The sequence below is a fragment of the Aquimarina sp. AD10 genome (genome assembly GCF_003443715.1).
GTDB lineage: Bacteria > Bacteroidota > Bacteroidia > Flavobacteriales > Flavobacteriaceae > Aquimarina > Aquimarina aggregata.
Window position 1 is genome coordinate 1,688,761 of the sequence record NZ_CP031965.1, and the last position, 19,848, is coordinate 1,708,608.

Genomic DNA, 19,848 nt, shown 5'->3' on the forward strand with positions numbered 1-19,848 from the left:
AAACAATTGACATCTTATTTTATCTTAAAATCAGCATTTGTTAATTCATTATTTACCATTGCATTTTTTACTGCAAAATTAAAACCAGGACGTAGGCAATAAGAACCATACTCCCCATTTTTATTTAATGCAATAAATCCTACTTGTAAATATTCTAGGTCTTTATGATTTTTATGTACTTTATAAATTCTCTCAACGACTTCTTTGCATGCTTCATAGGGTGATTTTCCTTGACGCATTAACTCTACAACCATAGCACTACCTGCAGTTCTAATTACAGCTTCTCCTAAACCCGTTGCTGCAGCTGCACCTACCTCATTATCCAAAAACAAACCCGCTCCGATAATTGGAGAATCTCCTACTCTACCATGCATTTTCCAAGCAGCACCACTTGTAGTACAAGCTCCAGAAAGATCTCCGTTTTCATCTAATGCCAGCATGCTAATCGTATCATGATTTTCGACATTGATTACAGGTTCATAGTTTGATTTTTGCAACCACTCTTTATATGCTTTTTTGGACTCTGGAGTCAGTAATTCTTCTTTTTCAAACCCTTGTTCTAGTGCAAATTGTAATGCCCCTTCTCCTGTCAACATAATATGAGGTGTTTCTTCCATTACTTTTCTAGCTACAGAAATAGGGTGTTTAATATGTTGTAAAAAAGAAACCGATCCACAATTACTATTATGATCCATAATACAAGCATCAAGAGTAACATTTCCTTCTCGATCAGGAAAACCTCCTAACCCTACAGTCTGCACTTGTGGATTTGCTTCGGCGGTTCGCACTCCTTGTTCTACTGCATCAAGTGCTGTACCTCCTTTAATTAAAATTCTCCAAGCTTCCTTGTTTGCTGGAATACCATGATTCCACGTAGAAATTACTACAGGTTTGATAATTTCTTTTGGTGTTGTATTCTCATTAATTTTGTTTACAGCGATATCCTTATTTTTACATGCTGTAAAACTTAATAGTAAAAGAATAAGGCCATATATACGATTGTGCGTCATGATCAATATATTTTATTACGTTTTGGTAATTCTCCATTTATAAATAGAGAATCGTTTGGAGTATTACTCATTTCAAATTCGAGAGTACCACCTTTCATTATTTCTTTGTGTTCTATATATATATTCTGAAGAGGTTTCCCATTTAATGTGATTTTTTTCACATACTTATTTTGATCTGAAATATTTTTTGCGATACAAGTAAAAGTCCTACCCTTAGACAATACAATTTCTGATTTTTCAAACAATGGCGTGCTTAAGTGATAAATACCTTGTACAGGATTTACTGGATAAAATCCTAATGCATTAAAAACGTACCAAGACGACATTTGTCCACAATCTTCATTACCACAATGTCCGTTTGGTTCATTTTTATATTGTTTTTCTAAAATTTCTCTTGTTAGTTCTTGTGTTTTAGAAGGTTGATTTATATAATTATAGAGATAAGCAACGTGATGACTAGGCTCATTTCCATGGGCATATTGACCTATCATTCCTGTACTAAATATTGGTAATTTGTCCTCTGGTAGAGGATTTAAAGAAAACATAGAATCCAATTTTTGAGAAAACCGTTCTTTTCCTCCTGTTTTTTTAATTAAACCTTCTATGTCATGAGGGACGAACCAATAATACTGCCAAGCATTACTTTCACAAAAATACGGTGTGTATTCTTTAGGAATAAAAGGTGTTATAAACTCTCCTTCTTTATTCTTTGGTTGTAACCATGATCTTTTTTCATTGTAGAGGTTTTTCCAATTTTCTGATCTTTTCAAAAAGTAATTGTAATCTTCTTCTTTTCCCAATTCTTTGGCAAACATTGCAATGCACCAATCGTCATAGGCATATTCCATAGTTTTTGACACTGACCAGTTTTCATGATGTTCGTCGACAGGGATATACCCTGTTTCTCTATACACCTTAATTTGTCTATCGTTAACCATAGCGCTTTTTTTACATGCATTATACGCTACATTTGTATTAAACTTAACCCCTTTAAAATAGGCATCTACAATAACCGGAACCGCATGATACCCAATCATCATATTTGTTTCATTTCCTTGCATGGACCATACTGGTAGTATTCCTGTTTCATTATAATGAGCTAATAATGAATGTATCATATCGGGAACTCGTTCTGGTTGAAGTAATGTATATAAGGGATGCGCTGCTCTAAAAGTATCCCAAAGTGAAAAAGTATCATATCTCTTGTACCCATTCGCTATCGCAATTGTATCATTTGCTCCTTTATATTCTCCCTTAGCATCACTTAATAACGTTGGCGCTAACATAGATTGATACATCATGGTATAAAAAATAGTCTTCTTATTTTCGTTAGAAGTAGTGATTTTGATTTTTTGCAGTTCTTTTTCCCAGGTACTCTGAGCTTTTTTTCTATAAAAATCAAAATTAAAATCACTTGTTTCTGTTAACAATGATGCTTCTGCTCCATCTAAACTAGACGTCGAGAGACCAGTTTTTACTATTATTTGTTCATCTTCTTCTGTATTATAATTAAGTATGATTTTTGTATTCTTACCTTTTACGGGAATAGTGGTAATACTATCATTCTTAAATACTGAATACTTTTCAAAAGGCTTTGAAAACTCCATAACAAAATAGATCCGTTGATCTTTTGCCCAACCTGTCGACATTCTATATCCTCGTATTTTGGAATTACTTACTTTTTCTATATACGTATCAGTTGGATTATCCCAATTAATGGCATACCCAAGGTCTACATGAATGGCCGTAAGTGAATCTTTTGGAAATGTATATCGGTGTATGCCTACGCGTTCTGTTGCCGTAAGCTCTACCTTAATATCATAATCTAACAAATGAACACCGTAATAACCTGGAGTAGCAAGTTCTTGATCATGACTGTACTTAGAAAAAGGTTTAAAGTTATTTTCTTTGATTTTTTTTGAAAAACGACTATTGGTAGGCATTACCAAAACATCGTATAAATCCCCTGCTCCTGTACCTGATAGATGCGTATGCGAAAAACCTGTTAGTATAGAATCTTGATAAAAGTATCCTGAAATTCGGTCCCATCCAGGAATTCCTATATCTGGACTTAATTGAACCATTCCAAAAGGAAGTGTAGCTCCGGGATATGTGTTTCCAGGGCCATCAGTACCAAGAAATGTATTGACATATGTTGTTAATGCCTTTTCTGATACGTCATACTCTTTTTGTTTATTTGTACAAGAACAAAAAACAAGTATTCCGGCAATATATACATATAATTTTTTCATCCTGTAACTTTCATCTTGTAAAGGATTTGATAGTTATCAATAAAACTCATTTTTTTGAATTTTTAATTGCTTCAAATTGTTCTTCGGTTATTGCATTACCATCAAAAAAAGAAATTCCTGAAGCTCCATTATTTTTTGCTAGCTCTATTGCTATAGAAACATCTTTTGCACTCATCGGAGGTAAATAAATACCGGTATGTAATTTGGTATTTTTTCCTTTAAGGTCTTCTACACCTTGTCGAGTAGCAAAACCTACCCAATCAACAGTTTCGTTATAAAAGTTATAATAAATCATTGGCAATACCTCATCTACGTTCCATTTATCCCAACGTTGTCTCACCATATGATCTGCCATTTCTGGATAAGGAAAAACCGCGGCTGTTAATTGTTTCCCATGTTTATGGGCTATATCATAGGCACCGTCTACTACCGATTTGATTTCATTTAACCTAAACTGTTTCCATTCAATGTCTATTGCCGGAACTTCAGCTTGCCTAATATCTTTACCATATTGTTGTTCAAACTTATCTACAGCAACTTGAGAGTAATCAAAATCAAAATCCGGTAATTCTTCATTTTGAATTAATTTGTATTTTGGTAATAATCCTATTGGTAAATAAATATCTGGATATCTGATATAATCTAAATGTACGCTTGCTACATCCTTAACTTTAGCTAAACTCTCAACCAAATCCCAGATATGTTGTCTAGCCTGTGGATGACTAGGCGATAACCATTGGTAATAATCTACATAGGGTCTATTATCAAAACAAGACTTACCACTTCTACTCACCATATACCATTCTGGGTGTTTTAATGCAATAGCATCATTTGGTCTATTCATTGTAAACATCCAGGCATGTACCTCTAACCCCTCTTTTACAGCCAATGGAGCTATTTTTTCTAAAATCTTGGCATTAGCTTCTGTGTTAATTAATACAGCATCGATTCCATTGTTTTTATATTTCTTAAATTCATCAATATACATTAAGTCTGTTTTTGATGGTTCTGCAGTAATCCAAACCCAATACTTGAATGGTAGCGTTGTATTTGATGTAGCTATCTTTTCTGCTACTACTTCTTTATCTTCTTTTTGTTTAGAGGTGCAACTTATAGCAATAAGTAGACTACATAGACAAATTACTTTAAAAGCTCTCATGTTAATCTTCTTTAGTGATGATTTTACCATCTTCTTTTATAATAAATAAACGTTCTGTAAATGGGCTCGCTATTGTAATATTAAAACCTGTTTGATGATTTTCTATAGTTCGTAAAACCTTTTTATCTTCGATTCGAACATCTTTTTGTCCTAGTTCATTAAATGAGATAGCCCAACGGTTATTATTTTTAAAAAATACTTTTTGTTTTCGGTATAACTGATATAATAATTGTTTTACTTTTTCATCTTTAGGTATTTCGAACACATCCAATTCTCCTGCTTTTTTTGAAGAAAAATAAACATATCCCCAGTCTTCTGGTCTATGCATATTTATCACTCCCATTGGAGACCACACCCAATTATATTCGGATTCAAATTTTCCTTTTTGGTCTTTTTTTCTGTAATACTTGTTATTATGAATCTCAAAATCCCAGTTTACTCTCGAAAAGTTCACCCTCCAAAAGATATCTTTAGGTATATTATTCTGGTAATAGGATGTTTTAAAAACTTTAAATGGAATAGCAATTTCTATAGCCCATCCTTTATCTATATCTTTTGCATTGTTTAGTGTTCCATTAATTTTAACCGCCGATTTAAAACCATTTGCATCCCAATCATTTAATACTGGTGTACCTTCTCTATATGGCTTGGTAATAAATAAGTCCCAAAGCGTATTCAATGCATTTACTTCGAACTCATAGTAATTATGAGTATCATTATCTGGATCGATAAAAATTTCGAAATCATTATTGTAAAAAACAATAGTATCTCTTTTCTTCAAATCACCCCATACATGAGGTTCTTTTATCGCTGCAAAAAAATACACAAATTCATGATCCCAAAGCATTTTTACAGAGGTTTCATATTTTGGTATTTTAGTTCCCTCAATATCGATAAAAAAATCTGTTGATTTTGATTTTTCCCAAGATTCCTCAGAAGCTACTCCATCAATAGTGATCTTCTCGCTTGTTTGATACGCTATATATGATTTGGGAGATAAATTTTTAATTGTATTTTGTGAATGACCAGGTATCCTTATAAAAAATAAGAATAGTACATAAAAACCTTTATGATTTATTATGTATTTTAAAATACTATTTCTTATCTCAATCATATCACAAGGTATTTTCTTTAGTAAACTTAATAATTTCACTAATCCTTCCAAAGGCCAACGCTACAACAGTATCTGCTGCTCCATAATAAATAGCCACTTTATCTTGTGCTATATCTTGTAAGGTTGCACAAGGAAATATTACATTTGATACATCTCCAATTTGCTCGTAATCCACAGAAGGCGTTAATAAATATGGTTTTGTTCTATATTTTACTTCATCTGGATTATTTTTATCAAGAATAGACGCTCCCATTGCATATCTAAAACCGTTGCAAGTATTAATAACACCATGATAAAACATCAACCAGCCATCTTCTGTTAAAAAAGGAACAGAACCAGCTCCTATTTTTGTGCATTGCCAAGCACTATCTTCAAAAGGAGCTACTTGCATAACATTTCTATGTTCGCCCCAGTATTTCATATCGGGACTATAACTAATAAAAATATCTCCAAAAGGAGTATGCCCATTATCACTTGGTCTACTTAACATGGCATACTTTCCGTTAATTTTTTCAGGAAACAACACTCCGTTTCTATTGAATGGTAAAAAAGCATTTTCGCATTGAAAAAATTCTTTAAAATCAAAAGTATAGGCTATGCCAATAGTGGGGCCAAAATACCCATTACACCATGTGATCCAATATCGATCCTCGATAAAAGTAACTCTAGGGTCATATTTATAATCTGAGGCAATCATTTTGGTATTTCCTTCTTGCATTTTTATTGGATAATGATCAATATCCCAATGAATCCCATCTATACTAAACCCAGCATAAATATTCATTTGTACTGCTTTATTATCGCATCTAAAAACACCTGCAAATCCATTTTTAAAAGGTACCACCGCACTATTAAAAATACTATTTGACATAGGGATAGCATCTCTGGATATAATTGGATTTTCTGAATATCTCCAAATAACATCACTACAACCTTTGGGTTTATCTTGCCACGGAATTGCTTTTTGCATATTTAAATAATCACTTAGTTCTTAATTTGTTTAATTTTATCGTACCATGTTCTTTTTAAAATTAAGGATGTTATTAGCATCAGGACTAAGACAATACTTAGATAATAATATTCCTTAATAATTAAATATATAGGCGCCAATACAAATGTCATTTGCCAAACAACTCCAATTATACAATTTAATACATCTTTTCTAAAATCCTCGTTTGGAGTAAATGTTGGGTCATCTTTTTGTAATTCTTTAATAACAGGTTTCCAAAAACCCCAAGGCTTTGTTGTCTTATAGAAGTTTTTTAATACTTTAATATCATCTGGTTTTCCTAAATAAACTCCTAAAATGCAGCCTAAAAAGGATATCACTAGTATAAGCGGAAACAAATAAATATCTGAAGTATCAGTAAAAAGAGTAGGCACAATAGTAGCAGCTATTAAACCAGCCAACATACCACCAAAATACCCATATGAATTAAATCTCCACCAAATCCATTTAAGCATGTTTGCAGCTGCATACCCGCCATACAAAGCCGAAGTTAACCACAATGTTAATGTATTTATAGATGATGCAAAAAAGCCAAACAGCAATCCTATTATAACAATCAGAATAGAAGATAAATAACTAAATCTAATATATGTCTTATTCGAGGCGTTTGGTTTGATATATTTTTTATAGATATCATTTACCAAATATGCGGGAGCAGCATTAATAAAAGCTGCAAATGTCCCCATAAAAGCTGCTAATAACCCTGCTAAAAGTAATCCTTTCAGTCCTACAGGAATAAAGCGTTGAATAGCCAAAGGTAATATAGTTTCAAAATCTATTCCTGAACCTGCTTCTTGCAATTCGGGGCCTAAATATACAAGTCCTAAAATAGCAAATCCTGTAATCATAAGATATCTAGGAATTGATAATACTATAATTGTTAGTCCGCTCATTTTAGAGGCTTCGACTTCATTTTTTGTCGATAAAATTCGTTGCATATCATAGCTTGGAACCGGACCTGCCAAACTTGCAAAAATTCCTTTAAAAATCATCATCATAAATAAAAAACCAAAAAGAGAAAAACCATCTTCTTCTATCTTGGCATTTACACTATCAATATACCCTGTCCAATCTAAATCCAGTTCCATTCCGAAAAATAAATTTTTCCAATTTCCTGGAACTGCATTTGTAATTTGTTCTGCAGAAACCGAAGTAAAAGCAATATAACCTATTACCAAACAAGATATTGTCATTAAAACAAATTGAATCACTTCTGTACCAACAACACTATACATTCCTCCTTTTAAGGTATATATAGTAGTAATAGCAATTATAATTAAGGCATAAGATTGTTCAGAAGAAATTAACACTCCACCTATTGCAAATGATAGATCCCATGGAAAAAATATAGTGGCAAATTTTCCTATTCCTTCAAAAAAGTATGCTATAAACCCAAGAGTGCTTATAATCGCAAAAACAGTTACAATAATATGAGATAGTCTTGCACCAAGATTTTTCCCAAATCTATACGTGATCCATTGTGCGCCGGTCATAACATTCGAACGTCTTAACCATGCAGCTAGAAAAACCATGATAAAAACTTGATTCCAAACGGGCCATAACCATGGTAACCAAGCACTTTTAAGTCCATAAACAAACATAGCTGTAACGGCCCACATTGTTCCAGAAATATCAAACATTCCAGAAGCATTGGACAATCCTAAATAATACCAAGGGATTTCATTTCCTGCAAGAAAATACGATTTGATATCCTTTGATGCTTTTTTAGAAACATAAAACCCAAAAAGAAGAGTAATAATTATATAACATATTATTATTACAGTATCAATGGTAGCTAGATTCATTTATTAAGTTTATTAGTTCTTTACACCCCAATTTTTATTAGGTGATGCTCCCATTACAAAATGTAACTTGCCTCCACTCATGATTTCTTGATGTGTAATATGTGATCGATTAAGTTTTTTTCCGTCTAGAGTTGCTGATTGTATGTATATGTTTTTATCTGATACGTTTTCTGCCTCTATTATAAAATCTATTTCTTCAGTAATTTTTAAAACTGCTCTATCAAAAATTGGACTACCTATTTCGTACTCTCCCGATGCAGGGTTCATTGGGTAAATACCTAATGCGCTAAATACGTACCATGCAGACATTTGCCCACAATCTTCATTTCCGCTTAACCCATTTGGAGTCGTATTATACTGTGTCTTTAAAATCTCATTTACCCAATATTGCGTTTTCCAAGGGGCATTGGCTTTATTAAACATATAGGCAATATGGTGACTAGGTTCATTTCCGTGGGCATATTGCCCGATTAGACCAGAAATATCTACAGAAACATTATCTCCTGTAATTTCAGAATCTTCTGTAAAAAGCTGTTCTAATTTTTTAACAAAAACTTCTTCACTTCCATAAAGTTGGATTAAACCATCTACATTATGTGGAACAAACCAACTATGCTGCCATGCATTACCTTCTGTATAATCTGCATGTACGCGATGCGCCGAAAATTTAGGATCAAATGGTTCATGCCAACTTTTACCATCTTTAGATTTCCCCCGCATAAAGCCTGTTTCTTTATCAAAAAGATAGGTATATGCCTCAGATCTTTTTAAGAAATAGATATAGTCTTCTTTTTTTCCTAGGGCCTTAGCTACTTGTGCTAAACACCAATCATTATAAGCATATTCTAAAGTTATTGTTACCGATTCGTCTAACAGTTTATACGGTATATATCCATATTCTTTATAAAAATTCAGCCCCCTATCATCTTGCATCATTGTTGTTTTCATTGCTTCATAAGCCTTATTAATATCAAAACCTTTAATTCCTTTCAAATAGGCTTCTGCAATTACTGAAACAGAATGATATCCTGTCATGGTATTGGTTTCGTTTGCGTATAAAGTCCAGACAGGTAGTACATTTTCATTTTCATAATATGCCAGCATAGAATTAATAATATCTGCAACCTTATGTGAATCTAAAAATATAAGTAATGGATGTTCTGCTCTAAATGTATCCCATAGGGATAACGTTGAATAGGCAGTATACCCCTTAGCAGAAACGATACTATCATTTTCTTTGCGAAAAGCTCCATCCACATCGCTATACACTACGGGAGCTATTTGAGAGTGATATAGAGCTGTGTAAAAAATCGCTTTAAGAGAATCAACTTTTGTATCTACTTCTATTTTTGATAGTGATTGTTCCCAACTATTATGCGCTTTTTCTTTTACTTCATCGAATTCAAACTTATTATTGTATCTCGATATGTTCTTTTTTGCATTAGCAATACTTACCGAAGAAATACCAACTTTTACATTTAATTGATTTTTTGTTACTTGGTTAAAAAACAATTGTGCAGTCACATCTTTTCCTTTTACCGAATTAATGTTTTCATGTTTAGTTTTATCTACATATAAATCATACTGATGTATTGATTTTGAAAATTCTATGACAAAAAATACTTTTTGATTTTTTGCCCATCCGGTACTATGTCTATATCCTGAAATTGTAAATTTATCTTCGATATTTATTTGTGAATCGACTGTCTTATCCCAGTTTGTCGTATACCCCAAATCCAAAACAAGTGATTGTTCATCTTCTTCTTTAAACGTATAACGATGAAAAGCTGTTCGAACATCGGCCGTTAATTCTGCTTTAATATTAAAATCTTCTAAAAACAAACTGTAATACCCGGGAGATGCTTTTTCGTTAGTATGAGAGTATCTAGATTTAAAAGGAATATCATCCCTTGTTTTTATAGATTTAGACAGATCTACCTTTTTATTAATAGGCATTACTCTTATATCCGTTAAATCTCCAATTCCTGTTCCGCTGAGATGTAAATGACTAAAACCGATTGTTATCGAATCTGAATGATGATATCCAGAACACCAATCCCATGCAGAAATGCCATTATCCGGGCTAACTTGAACCATACCAAATGGAACTGTTGCCCCTGGATAGGTATGGCCATGACCCCCAGTACCTATCAAAGGATCTACAAAATTGGTTAGGTTGTTTTCTTGCTGATGAACAGTATTATTAATGGTTTCTTTTTTATTACATGAAAAAACTAGTATTGATACTATCGCTAGTAGTTTAATATTGTAAAATATCTTCATCTGGTTATATTTAGTATTTTTATGATTACTAATAGGGGAAAACAACAATAATATAAATATTTACAAATCTTAACTTTAAAAGAATAATTTTAGACCAATAACAGCGTAAGTCTGTTAAACGTCTAAAAAAAACTCGGGGAATATGTTACAAAAAATTAGACGTCTTATAAATATTACTCCTGGTAACAACTATAGTATAACACTAAAGCATCATATCATCTTCTGGTTGGTTTATTTTCTGTTTACTACTTTTAGATGGGGTAGTTACTTTAACGATTATATATATTCTTTTAAGACAACTGCATTAGGTTTTGTTATACACATGACTCTTAGTTATTTTAACATTTATTACTTAATGCCAAAATTTATACATCGGCGCAAATACCTCTTGTATATAATATCTGTGATCATTTCACTTTTCCTAATGCTGTTAGCTAAATTCTACTTAACCTATTTCATGGTAAGTCATAATGTTTGGCCAGAAGGTCCAGAAGTTACTAATAATTTGACTCTAAATTATGCTATCGAAATGATGCTAGGAGAACTTTATGTCATGGCGTTTGTCGCTGCTATAAAAGTTACTTTAGATTGGTTAAGGGAGCATAAAAAATTAATTGATGTCGAAAAACTACAATTAGAAACTGAACTTAGGTTCTTAAGAACTCAAATATCACCTCATTTCTTTTTTAATACACTTAATAATATTTATGCTTTATCTGTAGAAAAATCTGACAAAACTCCAAAAACAATATTAAAACTTTCTGAGTTAATGAGGTATTTACTTCATGAAACCAATCAAAAAAGACAAAGTCTCTCTAAAGAAATTATTTGTTTGCAAAACTACCTGGATTTAGAAAGAATTCGATATGGAGATTTATTAAAAATAAATATTAATATTTCTGGTGAAATAGAAGATAAACAAATAGCTCCCATGCTACTCCTAGCATTTATAGAAAATTCTTTTAAACATGGCGCAAACAAAAATATTGGAGAAATAGAGATTAATATCGATTTTAATGTCATTGACGATTTTCTTTACTTCAAAATTTCTAACCCTATACCTACGAAAATGGATAATAATGAAATTATATCTTATCCAGGTGGCATTGGTATTGGCAATGTTAAAAAAAGATTAGAATTAGGGTATAAAGCAGAGGAATATAACCTTACTATAGGCGAAAATAATAGTCAGTATATTGTTGATTTAAAAATAAAAGTGTAATGGATTTAAAATGTGTAATAGTAGACGATGAGCCATTGGCAATTAATGTTATAAAAAATTATATTGATCAAACAAAAGGATTGCATCTATTATGTTCTTTTAGTGATGCTACCGAAAGTGTTGATTATATAAGAAGTAACAATGATGAAATCGATCTTCTTTTTTTAGATATTAATATGCCCTTATTAGACGGTCTAAATCTATTAAAAAGTATCCCCAAAAAACCATTAACTATTATTACAACAGCCCACGAAGAATTTGCTGTAGCCAGTTATGAATTAGAAGTGGTTGATTATTTGGTGAAACCTATTTCTTTTCACAGATTTATCATGGCCATTAATAAAGCTTTTAAAATAAGAGAATATCAACAAAAAGAGGATATTCCTTTATCTAATGAAAGAGCATATATCTTTATAAAAATTGATAAGAAAAAAATGAAAAAGATATATCTCGATGAAATATTATCTGTTGAGAGCCTAGGAGATTACATCAAAATCAATACAATAGTTAACAAGTATATAATTCATCAAACACTAAGTAGTTTCACTGATGAATTACCTTCAGAAAAATTTATAAGAATTCATAGATCATATACCATTTCTATAGAAAAAGTAGAAACAGTTGAAGGAAATAGTATCGAAATAGCCGATATAAGATATCCCATCGGAAGAAGTTATTTAAACGAAGTTAAAAATGTAATTTTTAAAGAAAATAACACTAATCCTTCTTCATAATCGAAAAAATGGTCAATACAATTATAGTAATGTTTGATTAATGTATTGAATCATACTAATATATTTTGAGTAACAAAGTCAATTTACAGATCATTTTTATCACAAAGTATGCTATTATCTTACAATTGAATTTCGTTAAATAGGCATATAATATTTAACTAATTACTTTAAAATCCCTTGTTCAGGAGTTTTTTTCTGAATCATTTCGTAACTTTAAGAGAATTTAATCTCAAATTATGCCTTTCACCGCAGAACAATTTGGAGTTTTAGCTGAAAAAACGTTACACTTTCTTCTAGTTTTAAAAAAAAATGGGAGAATAGTAGCTTGCAACAATAGATGCCATGTCTTATTCCCATTCACTAATTCTGAAATTAAAGGAAAACGTATTACTGATTTTATCATTGATGATGATGTTCAAGTCTTTAATAATTCTATTTCAAGTTTAAGCGTTGAAAATTCAATAATTAGTGAATCCTTTAGTTTTGCCACCGAAAGAGACGGAGTATTAGCTCTAAAATTTGATTTAACATATCATAATGATCTAATTTATGCTGCTGGTATTGATACTACCGAGGAGTACAAAGAGCATAGAGCTTTACAAACACTTTCTAAATTAACCAAAACTGGAGCATGGTATTTTAATCCCAGAAATAAAGAAATGTTCTGGTCTAAAGGATGTTATTTGGTTAAAGATTTAGATCCTGATACCCCTATGACACGTGATTTAGGTGCTAGTTTTTATCCCGAAGCTTCTCGCCCGAGAGTAGAAAGTTATCTAGATAATCTTATAAAAAGTAAGAAACCATATACTTATACTGAAAAAATTATTACAGCAAAAGGAAATCTAAAATGGGTTAAAGTAGTAGCACAGCCTATAATTTATAGAAATGAAGTTGTATATGTTAATGGTACTATTGCAGATGTAACTGATCGCTATAATTATATCGAAAAACTGAAATATAGTGAGGAAACAAAAAACTTAGCATTAAAAGGAATTCAATCTGGGCTCTTTGACTACCTTATTGATAGAAATGAAGTATTTTATAGTCTGGATTTCAAAAACATGTTAGGGTTACCATTAGATCAAGATGTTGTGTCCGAGGAGGATTTTCAGGATATGATACATCCCGATGATAGAGAAAAAGCCCATCAGAGGCATATTGACAACCTTCTTGAAGAAAGTAATCATTACTATAACCACTACCGTCTTATAAACAACGCCGGTGAATATCGCTATTATGAAGTACATGGATACCAGAGAAAAAATGAAAAAGGAGAGACCATTCGAATGATCGGAAACCTTATAGATGTACATCAAAAAAAGATAAATATAAAAACAATAGCAGAAAGTAAAAACAGATTACAAGCCATTGTAAACAACGGTTTTGCTTATACCGTTTTATTAGATACTAAAGGCAAAATTTTAATGACCGATAAAAAGTTATTAAAAATCATTAAAAGAGATTTTAATATCGACCCAAATATTACACCGTCTCTTTTTTATGATGTAGTTCCTTTAAACTTCAGAACATCATTTAAACACGCTTTTAATGAGGCTGTAAAAGGCAACACGACTATAAAGGAATTTGAGCGTATAACACACAAAGGTAACGTGCAATGGTTAGAATCAAAATATACACCTGTTTTTGATAATGAGTATAAAATAAATTCTATTCTAATTAGTTTTTTAGATATTACTGAACAAAAACTTGCAGAACAGACCATAAAAGAAGCACATATTAAAGAACAAGAATTAAGTAATTTAAAATCAAATATTCTTTCGAATTTTAGTCATGAGATACGCACACCCTTAAATGGTATTATGACAATCGCTAAATTATTGCTTCAAGGAAATGATCTTGATGATAAAGATAAGCTACTTGAATATCTAGAAGAAAGCAAAGATCGATTATTAGACACCATGGATAAATTATCCAATTTTAGTGAAATTGATGCCATAAATGATAATTTAATTTTCGAAGAACTCGATATAAATTATATTGTAGAAACCTCTTTTAGAGAATATAAACATATGGCGGAGGCTAAGAAGTTGAAGTATGAACTCGAACTAGATGAAAGCTGCCCTCAATCTAATATTGATAAAAATTTATTCAGACCTGCTCTTAATAATATCATACACAATGCCATAAAGTATACCGAAAAAGGTACTGTTACGGTAAAAATAAAATCTGATAATTCCGAAAAAAAAATATATATTTATATAAAAGATACTGGAATCGGTATCGACAAAACAAGTTTTGAAAAAATATTTGACCCCTTAACACAAGAAAGTATAGGGCTAAGTCGAAAATACGAAGGAACTGGTATTGGGCTTAGTTTATCAAAAAGATACATTACTATGTTAGGAGGAGAAATAAAGTTAAAAAGTACACTAGGTAAAGGTACAAAGTTCAAAATTATAATTCCTAGATGCCTATGAATATTCTTTACGTTGAAGATAACAAGATAAATGCAATGGTTATGGATAAAATGTTATCCAGAAATGACTCTAATGTGATTATTGCTGAAAATGGATCACAAGCACTTAAAGTAGTAAAAGAAAAAGAAAAGGAACTTGATCTAATTCTTGTAGATATTAATTTAGGTTTAAACCAAATGGATGGTTGTGAACTACTTCAACGATTTAGGAAATTAGAAATGTTAAAAGGTATACCAGTATTTGCAGTTACAGCATATGCCATGCCAGGAGATAAGCAACGTTTTATCAATATTGGTTTTGACAATTACTTCTCTAAACCTGTGAATTTTGAAGAATTAATATCGGTAATTTCTACAATAGGAGTTAGCTAAAAACAAATGATTTCTTAAAATTCAATACATAGTTATTAGCAATTATCTAATCTGAAGAAACTTTATACCCAATTGTTTCTCTAATTCTCTAATCACTTTAATTTCTGGTTTGGTAATAAGCGCCAGTGATATACCGGTTTTTCCTGCCCTAGCTGTTCTACCACTTCTGTGTGTATAATATTCAATTTGATCAGGAAGTTGATAATGAATAACAAAACTAAGATTAGCGACATCGATACCTCTAGCGGCAACATCTGTTGATACTAATAATTGTAAGGTTTTGTTTCTGAATGCTCTCATTACCTTATCTCGTTCTTTTTGAGTCATTTCTCCTTCCAAAAGCCCAACATCATAATTTTTTGCTTTCAATTGCTTAGAAAGTGTTCTGGCTGCGGCCTTTGTTTTGGTAAAAACAATCCCTCTACCCCCTTTTTCACTCTTTAGAAAATAAGTTAATGTATCTAGTTTATTTACTTCTTCTCCAACTACAAACTGATGATTGATACCTTTATTTACAGCGTCGCTTTTATCTATGCTAACCCGAAGTGCATGTTGATTTACATATGTATTTATAATTTCATCTAAAGAAGAAGGTATTGTTGCCGAGAAAAGCCAAACGTTTCTGCGACCTTTTGTTTTACTTAGAATAGTCGTTAGATCTTTTTTAAAACCCATACTTAGCATTTCATCTGCTTCGTCAAGTACAATTGTCTTTATATTAGAGATATCAACAACTTTTCTTTCAATAAGATCAATTAATCTACCTGGAGTAGCTACGATAATTTGAGTAGGTCGACTTAATCTAGAAATTTGTTTCTCTATTTTTTCACCTCCATAAACAGATTCTGTAAAGATTTTATCTGTATACTTTGTAAATTTAAATAGTTGTTTAGCTATTTGTTGACCAAGTTCTCTCGTAGGTGCTAAAATTAAAGCTTGTGTATGGTTTTTTTGAGCGTCTATCTGGGACAATAAAGGAATTCCAAAAGCTGCAGTTTTTCCTGTGCCCGTTTGTGCTTTACCTACAAAATCTGTTTGGTTTTTTAAAAGCAGTGGTATAGCTTGTTCCTGTATTTTTGTTGGAACAGCAATTCCCATTTCCAAAAGTCCTTTGTTAAGTTCATCGGATACTCCTAACTCCTTAAATGTCATAGCCTCTTAATTTAGGCTGCAAAAATAATCGAATATATTTACAACTCAAGAGAAATGATGAATTACTAAAAATAATTCTTAACAGGAAATACTCATGAAATATCCAAAAAATTGCTTTTTTGAAGTTAATCCTTTTTTATGAAAATGTAGATCGTTCATACAAAATCCTCCAGAACAATTAAAATCTGTACTTTCTTCTGATGATATAATATCTATTAAGGTAACACCTTCTATATGATCAGAATGATCATGATCAAGTTTATATTTTACATCAAGAAACTCAGTCATGTAAGAAAAAACTTTCTTGTATGATGCTGTATCATTTCCCAACATAATAGTCTGAATGTCTACAATACTTTCATTAACAGTTATGGGGTCTAAATCATTAACAATGATTGTTGATTGAGCATTACCAAAATTGGCTATCAAAATGGTAAATAGTAAGATGGAGCAGTGTAATAGTTTAGTCATTTAGTTCAATTTTTAGGATTATGGGGGTTAATCTTAATTTGATTTCAAAGTACTACATTTATGTGCATTTAAACCGTATATAAAAATGTAATAATTCTAAATTCATCGGCAAAATACATAAATTGACGTTAAAAATCAATTTTATATCGTTTTTTAACACTTACACTATGTAAAACTGTTTTTTTTATACGTGAAAACCATAAAAACTCCAGAAATCTAAAACAATGTAGGGTCATCTGTGGTATGATTAGGTAAGCTAAGTCTTGTATTTAAATTTTTATTTAATTGTTTTATAAAATATTTAGATAATAATGGTGATTCTTTTTCGATATTCTGATGAACAAAAAAATGTATTTCGTTAATTCCTGCTTCTCTCCATGATTTCAATCTAATAATCCAATCATCAAGTCGTGTATAATCTGTTGGATGATTTGCTCCAACATATCTAACAAATGCCTCTCCATTAGTTAATCGCATATGCAGTAAATCTCTTCTTCCTGCTGTGTCTGTAATTATATTAGCAACATTATGATTTTCTAAAAGACTATACAGTTCGTTTGCAACTACACTATCATTAAACCAATCGGTATGCCTAAATTCAACCGAAAGGCGAATTTCTTTTGGCCATTTTTCAATAAACCTAACTACCCTATCAAAATTTTTAGGCCCAAAATTGCCATGCATCTGTAAAAAAATGGTTCCAAGCTTTTCTTTAAGATGTATCGCACTTGCAAGATATTGATCCACATAAGGCTGGACATCCTCATTTAATCTCTTTAAATGAGAAATATTTTGAACAAGTTTAGGAAAAAACTTAAATCCCTCTGGAGTCTTATCATACCATTTTTTAAACTGGTCCTCGGGAAAAATTCTATAAAAAGTAGCATTAAGCTCAATACTATTAAATTGTCGAGAATAATATTCTAGTTCGTCTTTTGTACCTCTGGGATAAAACCCTTTTAGATCCTGACGATTCCATTTGGCACAACCTACTGATACTGATAGATTATCTTTAGAATTACTTTTTATTACGTCTAATGTGTCTTTATGATCTTTTGGTAACAAAAAATCTATAGTCTCTGGATGTTCTACTTTGCCAAATTGCATATATTAATATGAATTAATTTAGGATGAGTAACAAAAATATCATTTGATTAGTAATAAGTAAAAAAAGCAAAAACTTTTTATTTCCTTATTTTTTTCATCGTTCTTTTAGAACTAACTTATTATTTACTTAATCTTAAACGAAAACAAAACGAATATATTTATTTAAAATGTAACCTTGCAACATTCATATTGTTTATAAGTCGTTTAAAACTCTAAGACACAAGGTCAATTTTGCGCTTAACTATTAGTTAATTTTAGTAAACCTCTTTATTATGGAAAACAGGGAATCAAATTTATTGGCAATACGTCCAAAGTTATTAAATGCAAGAGTTTCTGAAAACATGTCAAATGATGAACAATTTCAGAATAAAACAATCAGACCAATAGTTAAACTTCAAGGTGATCTTTTTATTGAAGTATTTAAAAATTATATCAAGAAAAGAAAGAATACTTTTTACGAATTATCTCTTGAAAAAAGAATGAATTTTATTGAAAATGCCGTTCAAAAGGACATGAAATTTAGAAATAGTCTTAAAGGGATGATCATTGGCCAATTTACGGTAGAAGAATACCTGCAGTATACGCAAAACTCTTCTGCATTAAATAAGCGTATGATGAGTATCGTAAAAGAGCGATTACAGGATAACGTACAACTATTGGAATATAAAGTTGCCTAATAAACTAAAAAAGGAGCTGTTGTTTACAGCTCCTTTTTTAGTTTATTTACTATCGTTTTTAATTATTCAGCTTCTAAATAATTTAAAACGTTTTTTTCTATTCGTTTTTCTACGTTAGAAACATCTGCTTTTACAAAAGTAGTTCCTGCAATGTTCTCGTAAAGTTCTATATATCGTTCAGAAACTGAATTTATATATTCGTCTGTCATTTCTGGAATTTTTTGTCCTTCTTTTCCTTGAAAATCATTACTAATAAGCCATTGTCTCACAAATTCTTTAGATAATTGTTTTTGAGCTACTTTTTGTTGTTGTCGTTCTTCATAACCTTCTATATAAAAATAACGAGAAGAGTCAGGAGTATGAATTTCATCTATCAAAACAATTTTTCCTTCTTTTGTTTTTCCAAATTCGTACTTGGTATCTACCAAAATAAGACCTTGTTTTTCAGCAATTTCTGTTCCTCTTTGAAACAATTTTCTAGTATACTCTTCAAGTACTACATAATCCTCTTTTGACACGATATTTTGAGATAATATTTCTTCTCTAGAAATATCCTCGTCATGTTCTCCATTCTCGGCTTTGGTAGATGGCGTGATTATAGGTTCGGGAAATTTGTCATTCTCGATCAGGCCTTCTGCCATTGGCACACCACATAAAACTCGTTTTCCTGCTTTATACTCTCTAGCTGCATGACCAGAAAGGTAACCTCGAATAACCATTTCTACTTTAAATGGCTCGCAAAGATGTCCAACAGCTACATTAGGGTCTGGAGTGGCAATCAACCAATTTGGCACCAAATCTTCTGTAGCCTTCATCATTTTGGTTGCTATTTGATTTAAAATTTGACCTTTAAAAGGAATTCCTCTGGGCATTACAACATCAAATGCAGATAAACGATCTGTCGCAATCATCACCAAAAGTTCATCATCTATATTATATACCTCTCTAACTTTTCCTTTGTATACCGATTTTTGTTTAGGAAAATTATAGTTTGTATCTACTATTGTATTCATTACTTAATTTCTAAGTGTATTTAAAATC

Annotated in this window: 16 protein-coding genes; 5 read left to right on the forward strand and 11 right to left on the reverse strand. The window is 31.3% G+C overall.

Going from position 1 to position 19,848, the window contains the following annotated elements:
* Nucleotides 1-14 precede the first annotated feature (14 nt).
* The 7 genes from D1816_RS07185 to D1816_RS07215 are packed head-to-tail and all read right to left on the reverse strand — an operon-like array spanning nt 15 to nt 10,632.
* Nucleotides 15-1,010, reverse strand: a complete 996-nt coding sequence (locus D1816_RS07185; protein ID WP_118501871.1) for an isoaspartyl peptidase/L-asparaginase family protein — start codon at nt 1,008-1,010, stop codon at nt 15-17.
* A 2-nt stretch (nt 1,011-1,012) separates the two neighbouring features.
* Complete coding sequence (locus tag D1816_RS07190; RefSeq protein WP_118501873.1) at nt 1,013-3,262, reverse strand: GH92 family glycosyl hydrolase; 2,250 nt, start codon at nt 3,260-3,262, stop codon at nt 1,013-1,015.
* Between the two features lie 46 nt (nt 3,263-3,308).
* The gene (locus D1816_RS07195; RefSeq protein WP_118506224.1) at nt 3,309-4,421 is read right to left on the reverse strand and encodes a family 10 glycosylhydrolase; all 1,113 of its coding nucleotides are present in this window, start codon (nt 4,419-4,421) and stop codon (nt 3,309-3,311) included.
* Between the two features lies 1 nt (nt 4,422).
* The gene (locus tag D1816_RS07200) at nt 4,423-5,535 is read right to left on the reverse strand and encodes a carbohydrate-binding family 9-like protein (RefSeq protein ID WP_118506225.1); all 1,113 of its coding nucleotides are present in this window, start codon (nt 5,533-5,535) and stop codon (nt 4,423-4,425) included.
* Between the two features lies 1 nt (nt 5,536).
* Nucleotides 5,537-6,505 carry a glycoside hydrolase family 130 protein gene (locus tag D1816_RS07205; protein ID WP_118501875.1) on the reverse strand — a complete coding sequence of 323 codons (969 nt, stop codon included), beginning with the start codon at nt 6,503-6,505 and terminating at the stop codon, nt 5,537-5,539.
* Nucleotides 6,506-6,519: 14 nt separating this feature from the next.
* Nucleotides 6,520-8,349 carry a sodium:solute symporter family protein gene (locus tag D1816_RS07210; protein ID WP_118501877.1) on the reverse strand — a complete coding sequence of 610 codons (1,830 nt, stop codon included), beginning with the start codon at nt 8,347-8,349 and terminating at the stop codon, nt 6,520-6,522.
* Between the two features lie 12 nt (nt 8,350-8,361).
* Nucleotides 8,362-10,632 carry a GH92 family glycosyl hydrolase gene (locus D1816_RS07215; RefSeq protein ID WP_118501879.1) on the reverse strand — a complete coding sequence of 757 codons (2,271 nt, stop codon included), beginning with the start codon at nt 10,630-10,632 and terminating at the stop codon, nt 8,362-8,364.
* A 457-nt stretch (nt 10,633-11,089) separates the two neighbouring features.
* Here D1816_RS07215 and D1816_RS07220 point away from each other — a divergent pair, with 457 nt between their 5' ends.
* The 4 genes from D1816_RS07220 (at nt 11,090) to D1816_RS07235 (ending at nt 15,400) form a co-directional block, all read left to right on the forward strand.
* The gene (locus D1816_RS07220; protein ID WP_369887289.1) at nt 11,090-11,854 is read left to right on the forward strand and encodes a sensor histidine kinase; all 765 of its coding nucleotides are present in this window, start codon (nt 11,090-11,092) and stop codon (nt 11,852-11,854) included.
* The gene (locus D1816_RS07225; protein WP_066317985.1) at nt 11,854-12,588 is read left to right on the forward strand and encodes a LytTR family DNA-binding domain-containing protein; all 735 of its coding nucleotides are present in this window, start codon (nt 11,854-11,856) and stop codon (nt 12,586-12,588) included. Before D1816_RS07220 ends, D1816_RS07225 begins: the two co-directional genes overlap by 1 nt.
* Before the next feature lie 236 nt (nt 12,589-12,824).
* Nucleotides 12,825-15,029 carry a PAS domain S-box protein gene (locus D1816_RS07230; RefSeq protein WP_066317993.1) on the forward strand — a complete coding sequence of 735 codons (2,205 nt, stop codon included), beginning with the start codon at nt 12,825-12,827 and terminating at the stop codon, nt 15,027-15,029.
* The gene (locus D1816_RS07235) at nt 15,026-15,400 is read left to right on the forward strand and encodes a response regulator (RefSeq protein WP_066317994.1); all 375 of its coding nucleotides are present in this window, start codon (nt 15,026-15,028) and stop codon (nt 15,398-15,400) included. The genes D1816_RS07230 and D1816_RS07235 overlap by 4 nt, the downstream gene beginning before the upstream one ends.
* Nucleotides 15,401-15,442: 42 nt before the next feature.
* On the opposite strand, the gene D1816_RS07240 is transcribed toward D1816_RS07235, so the two are convergent.
* The 3 genes from D1816_RS07240 to D1816_RS07250 form a co-directional block, all read right to left on the reverse strand.
* Nucleotides 15,443-16,552 (reverse strand): DEAD/DEAH box helicase, encoded by a 1,110-nt coding sequence (locus D1816_RS07240; RefSeq protein ID WP_066317996.1) that lies wholly within the window; start codon nt 16,550-16,552, stop codon nt 15,443-15,445.
* Nucleotides 16,553-16,630: 78 nt separating this feature from the next.
* Nucleotides 16,631-17,023, reverse strand: a complete 393-nt coding sequence (locus D1816_RS07245) for a hypothetical protein (RefSeq protein ID WP_147405052.1) — start codon at nt 17,021-17,023, stop codon at nt 16,631-16,633.
* A 216-nt stretch (nt 17,024-17,239) separates the two neighbouring features.
* A complete protein-coding gene (locus D1816_RS07250; RefSeq protein ID WP_118501883.1) occupies nt 17,240-18,130 on the reverse strand; it encodes a DUF72 domain-containing protein in 891 nt (296 codons plus the stop codon).
* Nucleotides 18,131-18,402: 272 nt separating this feature from the next.
* Here D1816_RS07250 and D1816_RS07255 point away from each other — a divergent pair, with 272 nt between their 5' ends.
* Nucleotides 18,403-18,807, forward strand: coding sequence for a glyoxalase (locus D1816_RS07255; protein WP_066318008.1), 405 nt, complete (start codon nt 18,403-18,405; stop codon nt 18,805-18,807).
* Nucleotides 18,808-18,869: 62 nt separating this feature from the next.
* Here D1816_RS07255 and D1816_RS07260 read toward each other — a convergent pair whose 3' ends face one another.
* On the reverse strand, nt 18,870-19,820 hold the full coding sequence (locus D1816_RS07260; RefSeq protein ID WP_118501885.1) for a phosphoribosylaminoimidazolesuccinocarboxamide synthase: 951 nt from the start codon (nt 19,818-19,820) through the stop codon (nt 18,870-18,872).
* Between the last annotated feature and the right edge of the window lie 28 nt (nt 19,821-19,848).

Coding starts and splice junctions, on each gene's coding strand:
- D1816_RS07185 (WP_118501871.1), bottom strand. CDS start 1,010: ATGACGCACAATCGTATATATGGCCTTATTCTTTTACTATTAAGTTTT.
- D1816_RS07190 (WP_118501873.1), bottom strand. CDS start 3,262: ATGAAAAAATTATATGTATATATTGCCGGAATACTTGTTTTTTGTTCT.
- D1816_RS07195 (WP_118506224.1), bottom strand. CDS start 4,421: ATGAGAGCTTTTAAAGTAATTTGTCTATGTAGTCTACTTATTGCTATA.
- D1816_RS07200 (WP_118506225.1), bottom strand. CDS start 5,535: ATGATTGAGATAAGAAATAGTATTTTAAAATACATAATAAATCATAAA.
- D1816_RS07205 (WP_118501875.1), bottom strand. CDS start 6,505: ATGCAAAAAGCAATTCCGTGGCAAGATAAACCCAAAGGTTGTAGTGAT.
- D1816_RS07210 (WP_118501877.1), bottom strand. CDS start 8,349: ATGAATCTAGCTACCATTGATACTGTAATAATAATATGTTATATAATT.
- D1816_RS07215 (WP_118501879.1), bottom strand. CDS start 10,632: ATGAAGATATTTTACAATATTAAACTACTAGCGATAGTATCAATACTA.
- D1816_RS07220 (WP_369887289.1), top strand. CDS start 11,090: ATGGTAAGTCATAATGTTTGGCCAGAAGGTCCAGAAGTTACTAATAAT.
- D1816_RS07225 (WP_066317985.1), top strand. CDS start 11,854: ATGGATTTAAAATGTGTAATAGTAGACGATGAGCCATTGGCAATTAAT.
- D1816_RS07230 (WP_066317993.1), top strand. CDS start 12,825: ATGCCTTTCACCGCAGAACAATTTGGAGTTTTAGCTGAAAAAACGTTA.
- D1816_RS07235 (WP_066317994.1), top strand. CDS start 15,026: ATGAATATTCTTTACGTTGAAGATAACAAGATAAATGCAATGGTTATG.
- D1816_RS07240 (WP_066317996.1), bottom strand. CDS start 16,552: ATGACATTTAAGGAGTTAGGAGTATCCGATGAACTTAACAAAGGACTT.
- D1816_RS07245 (WP_147405052.1), bottom strand. CDS start 17,023: ATGACTAAACTATTACACTGCTCCATCTTACTATTTACCATTTTGATA.
- D1816_RS07250 (WP_118501883.1), bottom strand. CDS start 18,130: ATGCAATTTGGCAAAGTAGAACATCCAGAGACTATAGATTTTTTGTTA.
- D1816_RS07255 (WP_066318008.1), top strand. CDS start 18,403: ATGGAAAACAGGGAATCAAATTTATTGGCAATACGTCCAAAGTTATTA.
- D1816_RS07260 (WP_118501885.1), bottom strand. CDS start 19,820: ATGAATACAATAGTAGATACAAACTATAATTTTCCTAAACAAAAATCG.